Here is a 5,108-nt window from a genome sequence, read left to right as displayed (position 1 = left end):
GATTTCGATCCGCCAGAATCGCGAATCGTCCGCATTCTCATTTCATGTCTAATAAGACACAAGCAAGGCAGAACCGTCTTCTCCAAACTTTGGTTCGACGCCAAGCAGCGGCGCGGAGCGGCTGATGATGTCGCGAACCATCGGAGCGGCATTTGAGCCCGCCGTGCGCCCGCCACCCTCGCCGGTCTTCGGCGCGTCGATGAAGGTCAGCACGATGTATTTCGGATTGTCGATCGGGAAGGCCGCAAGGAAGGCGTTGAAGTTCTGGTCGCTGGCGTAGCGGCCGTTGACCACCTTGTCCGCCGTGCCGGTCTTGCCGCCGACGTTGAAGCCCGGCACCAGAGCGCGCTTGCCGGAGCCTGCGATACCGTTCCAGCGAAGCAGGAAGCGCATGTCGTCGCTGGTGCTCTTCTTGACCACCGGTGTCGCGACAGCGTTGGCCTCCTCCTCGGTGCGCGGCAGGAAGGTCGGCTCGATCAGCTTGCCGCCGTTGACGAGCGCAGCGCCCGCAACCGCGGTCTGCAGCGGCGTCGTGGAGACGCCGTGACCGAAGGAAATGGTGACCGAGTTGATCTTCTTCCATTCGTGCGGCTGGGTGGGCGTCTTCACCTCCGGCAGCTCGGTCGGCAGTTTGGAAAGCAGGCCGAGGCGTGTCAGGAATTCCTTGTGACCGGGGATGCCGACGAGATCGGCGATCTTGGCGGTACCGATGTTCGACGAATACTGGAAGATTTCCGGAACGGTCAGCACGCGACGCTTGCCGTGGAAGTCCTTGATGGTGAAGCCGCCGATGCGGATCGGCGCCGAGGCGTCGAAACTGTCGTTGAGCGTCACCTTGCCGGAATCGAGGCCCATGGCGATGGTGAAGGTTTTGAAGGTGGAGCCCATTTCGAACGTGCCGTTCGACATGCGGTTCATCCAGCCCTCTTCCGCCCCTTCGGCCGGCTTGTTCGGGTCGTAGTCGGGGACGGACGCCATCGCCAGCACTTCGCCGGTATGCACGTCGAGCACGACGGCACCGGCGGCGAGCGCCTGATAGTTCTTCATGCCAGCGTCGATGACGTCACGCACGATGTTCTGCACGCGCACGTCGATCGACAGCTTCACCGGCTCGAGCTTGGCGTCGCTCGTCATGCCGATCGCGGCAAGGTCGGCGAGCCCCTGGCTGTCGATGTAGCGTTCCATGCCGGCGACGCCGCGGTTGTCGATGTTGACGTGGCCGAGAACGTGGGCCGCCGTGTGGCCGCCTGGATAGAAGCGGCGCTTTTCCGGACGGAAGCCGACACCGGGAATGCCGAGCGCCAGGATCTCGCTCTGCTGCTTAGGAGTGAGCTGGCGGCGCAGCCACTGGAAGCGCGATTTCGACTTCAGCTTGTTGTAGATTTCGCGGGTATTAATGTCAGGCAACACCGTCGCCAGCCGCTCCACCGCCTCGTCGGCATCGACGATCTTGTGCGGCTCGGCATAGAGCGAGACCGTGCGGATGTCGGTTGCAAGAATCTCGCCGTTGCGGTCGAGAATGTCGGGGCGCGAGGCCATCAGGTTGTCGGCGCGGCCGATGCTCGACACCGTCTCGGGCGCCGCCATGCCATATTGCACGAGGCGGCCGCCGATGACGGCGTAGACGATACCGAAGCTCGCGATCACGATGGCGACGCGGTTCTTCGCCTGGTTGGTCGTCTTCTTGCGTGTGCCCTGGAAGGTGACGTTGACGCCGCTTTCTGCCGGTCGGTTGTTGCCGCCCGCCGAGAAGTGCGCCTTGCTTTTCAAAACCATGATGCGGGAGAGAAACGACATCAGCGCGCCACCGAGCCAGTTGCGATGTTATCGGTCTTTTCGATGATCGAAGCGATGCCGTCCTTGGACGACTTGTCCTCGGGCACCGGCAGGTCCGCCTTCAGCATCGGCAGTTCCTCGGGCCGCGCCAGCTGCGTCGAGGGGGTCGGCGCCAGCTGCAGGTCCGCACCGAAGGCGCCGACGAGGCGCTCGAGCCGGTTCGGCTGCGTCAGCAGCGCCCAGTCGGCACGAAGCAGGTCGATCGTGTCTTCTTCCAGCTTGATCGCCACGTCGAGCCTGCGGACTTCCTCAAGCTTGTTTTCGGCGCGGTGCTTGATCGTATAGGTGACGGTCGCGGCGGCCGTCATGACGACGATCAGAACGATATCGAACGTTCGAAGCATGTCTTGTCAGCCCCCCAGCCGTGCAAGGCTTGCCAGTTCCGGCAGATTGAAAATGGACAGATCGTTTCCCGGCGACGCCGCTTCCGTGCGGATGCCGGCGCGCAGCTTGGCGGAGCGTGCGCGCGGATTGAGGGACGCTTCTTCCTCTGTGGCCGCCACCATAGGCTTGCCAACTGGCGTGAAGGTTGCAGCCCTTGCAGAAACCATCGGCAAATGGCGCGAACCGCCGGCCTTGCCGGAGCGATCCTGGAAGAAGGCCTTGACGATCCGGTCTTCAAGCGAATGGAAGGTGACGACGACCAGACGGCCGCCGGGCTTCAGCGCCTTTTCAGCGGCAAACAGCGCCTGCGCCAGCTCGCCCAGTTCGTCGTTGACGAAAATGCGCAGCGCCTGGAAGACGCGGGTCGCCGGATGGATCTTGTCCTTGGCCTTGCGCGGGGTCACCACCTCGATCAGGCCGGCGAGATCGCGGGTCGTTTCGAACGGCTGCTCGGCGCGACGCTTCTCGATCGCACGCGCGATGCGGCCCGACTGCTTCTCTTCGCCGAGAAAGCCGAAGATGCGGATGAGATCGGAGACCTTGGCGCGATTGACGACATCGGCCGCCGAAACACCCGAGGCCGACATGCGCATGTCGAGCGGCCCCTTTTTCTGGAAGGAGAAGCCGCGCTCGGCCTCATCGATCTGCATGGAGGAAACGCCGATATCGAGCACGACGCCATCGAGCCCACCCTCGGGCGCATGGGCGGCAAGCTCGGAAAATTGTGCATGAATGAGTTTTAGCCGCCCACCCCATTCGCCGACCAGCTTCTGGCCGGCGGCGATCGCCGTCGGGTCGCGGTCGAGACCAACGACATCGGCACCAGCCTTCAGGATCGCAGAACTGTAGCCACCGGCACCGAACGTGCCGTCGAGGATGACCTTGCCGGGCGCCGGCTCGAGAGCGGCAAGAACTTCCGGCAAAAGAACGGGAATGTGACGAACCGGTCCGCCTTCGGCTTCAGGAATACCTCCGCCTTGATCCGTCACCATTCCCTCTCTCCATTCTATTCTGGACGCAACCCCCGTGACTTGCGCCCTTCCCGGGCCACCGCTTGCGCCTTGACGAAGGCCTGCGGCTCCCAGAGCTGAAAATAATCGCCCCGCCCGACGAACATCACGTCGGTCGAGATGCCAGTGAAGTCGCGGATGAAATCCGTCATCATCAACCGACCTTCCGGATCGAGCTTCACGAAGACGCCACCCCCATGAACGAGCAGCGACATCTCGTTGGCCTCCGGGGAAAAAGGATCCTCGGCCGCCATCTGCCTCTCGAACCGATCCAGGAGTTCCGGCCCGCCGACGCTGATCGCCGGAAAGACGAAATCCTGAAAACAGTATAGCTCCCGAACGCCCCCATCCGACAGCACGGAGCGAAACGCCGAGGGAACGGAAACCCGTCCCTTCGCATCGATCCGATTGGTGGCATGTGACAAGAAGCGGTTCATAACGCGAAACGGCCGCCCAAGACTGACGGGCCATAATCATCGACCCGCGAGAACACATCACCCCGCACACAAGACAGCCCCGCCGAACAGTGGAATGCCCGACCACCTTCCGAAGCCGGAAGGCATTGGATTCTTGCGATTTTGGGCCGCGAAGCAGCCCCTGCGCAGTGCCATTATGGGATATCATGGGACCATATGGGCGTCAATGGGATTGGATCGTAAACAGCCGTCGGGCTGATCAAATATTGATAGGTTGTTAAGTTTAACGAAGCGTTACGAAATGACCCCCACCGTGCGGGAATAGGACGGCGGAACGGCTTCAAATCGTTGAAAAATCAGAATGTGAGAAAGAGCGCAGGAACATGCGCGCGGCCACCATCCGGCGCGATCGCCCGGAACCCATCTGGCGCAAAAGCCGACGCGGCAGGCGCCGGCCGTACGCCACTGCCAACGCCGCGTTACGCCCCGGAGATGCCCGCGACGACGCGTCTCAGATCAAGCTTTAGGGCGCCCTTCGCTCCGGATCGGACTGCGCAGCATTCTCGTCGATCGGGTCGTGACACGCCTCGAACGTACCGACCTGGCGGCTGTAGAGTTCTTTCCAGCGACCGGCATCGAACACCAAGTATTCAAGCACGCACCGGTCTGGTTCGTAGGAGGCCCATTGGGCCGTCATCAGCCTGCTATCAAGCCCGAACTCAAGCTTCATCAGAAGGTTGTCGTCACCGCCCAAAGGGAAATCAAAGACCTCCCCGGTTCGGTTGCTTGAGACAAAGACGAAAGTGCACTGCGCACCGCAACCGACCTGGTTCACCCGGTACTCGCCGGCAAAGTTCACCCCTTCCAGCATTTCCTTGGTGATCGTCGTTCGAAAGAGGCGGAAATCCTTGTCACGGCCGTTGAAGTCCGGGAGCTTTACTTTGCCCCTGTAGACCTTGGCGGCAGGATAGCTCTTCGGCGAAAGGTCCGGCAGATTTTCAGCATAAGCGGGAGCAACGGCGACCGGCACCAGCACAAGCAACGCCAAACCGACACCGCACCATTTGCCGAAAGCTCTTGCGACGGTCACCTGCGCCCCCCAACTGTCAGTGCACACCGACACCACTGGTACAACCAGGTGGTAAAGATGCAGTTCACCATAAAGAGAAATCGCCAGTTGGCCTGTAAGCCGGGTTCTGTATGGCCCCGCTACCCGAGGGCAACGGAACGTGGCAGCCATTCATCTGGGACTACGTTTGCACGCAGCCTCTTGCAACCCACCCGGATGACTGGCCCGGAAACAGGCTGGGCGCTTGCGCGTCCGCGTCATCCCTATTCGGTCTTGCTCCCGGTGGGGTTTGCCGTGCCGTCCATGTCGCCATGTCCGCGGTGGGCTCTTACCCCACCCTTTCACCCTTACTCCGCAAGCGGAGCGGTTTGCTTTCTGTGGCACTTTCCCTGA

At 61.9% G+C, this 5,108-nt stretch carries 5 protein-coding genes and 1 other RNA gene; all 6 read right to left on the bottom strand.

Annotated features, from left to right (window positions below):
• Positions 1-48: 48 nt before the first annotated feature.
• The gene (locus tag VGO04_RS09395; RefSeq protein ID WP_327495675.1) at positions 49-1,797 is read right to left on the bottom strand and encodes a penicillin-binding protein 2; all 1,749 of its coding nucleotides are present in this window, start codon (positions 1,795-1,797) and stop codon (positions 49-51) included.
• The gene (gene ftsL / locus VGO04_RS09390) at positions 1,797-2,180 is read right to left on the bottom strand and encodes a cell division protein FtsL (protein ID WP_327495674.1); all 384 of its coding nucleotides are present in this window, start codon (positions 2,178-2,180) and stop codon (positions 1,797-1,799) included. Before ftsL ends, VGO04_RS09395 begins: the two co-directional genes overlap by 1 nt.
• Positions 2,181-2,186: 6 nt before the next feature.
• On the bottom strand, positions 2,187-3,212 hold the full coding sequence (rsmH, locus tag VGO04_RS09385) for a 16S rRNA (cytosine(1402)-N(4))-methyltransferase RsmH (RefSeq protein WP_327495673.1): 1,026 nt from the start codon (positions 3,210-3,212) through the stop codon (positions 2,187-2,189).
• A gap of 14 nt (positions 3,213-3,226) precedes the next feature.
• Positions 3,227-3,667 carry a division/cell wall cluster transcriptional repressor MraZ gene (gene mraZ / locus VGO04_RS09380; protein ID WP_327495672.1) on the bottom strand — a complete coding sequence of 147 codons (441 nt, stop codon included), beginning with the start codon at positions 3,665-3,667 and terminating at the stop codon, positions 3,227-3,229.
• 502 nt (positions 3,668-4,169) lie between these two features.
• On the bottom strand, positions 4,170-4,736 hold the full coding sequence (locus tag VGO04_RS09375; protein ID WP_327495671.1) for a hypothetical protein: 567 nt from the start codon (positions 4,734-4,736) through the stop codon (positions 4,170-4,172).
• 79 nt (positions 4,737-4,815) lie between these two features.
• Positions 4,816-5,108, bottom strand: an RNA gene (rnpB, locus tag VGO04_RS09370) — RNase P RNA component class A; the annotation flags it as partial.

The organism is Ensifer sp. (assembly GCF_035999185.1).
In the GTDB taxonomy this organism is placed as follows: Bacteria; Pseudomonadota; Alphaproteobacteria; order Rhizobiales; family Rhizobiaceae; genus Ensifer.
This window is presented reverse-complemented; position numbering and strand designations above follow the sequence as displayed.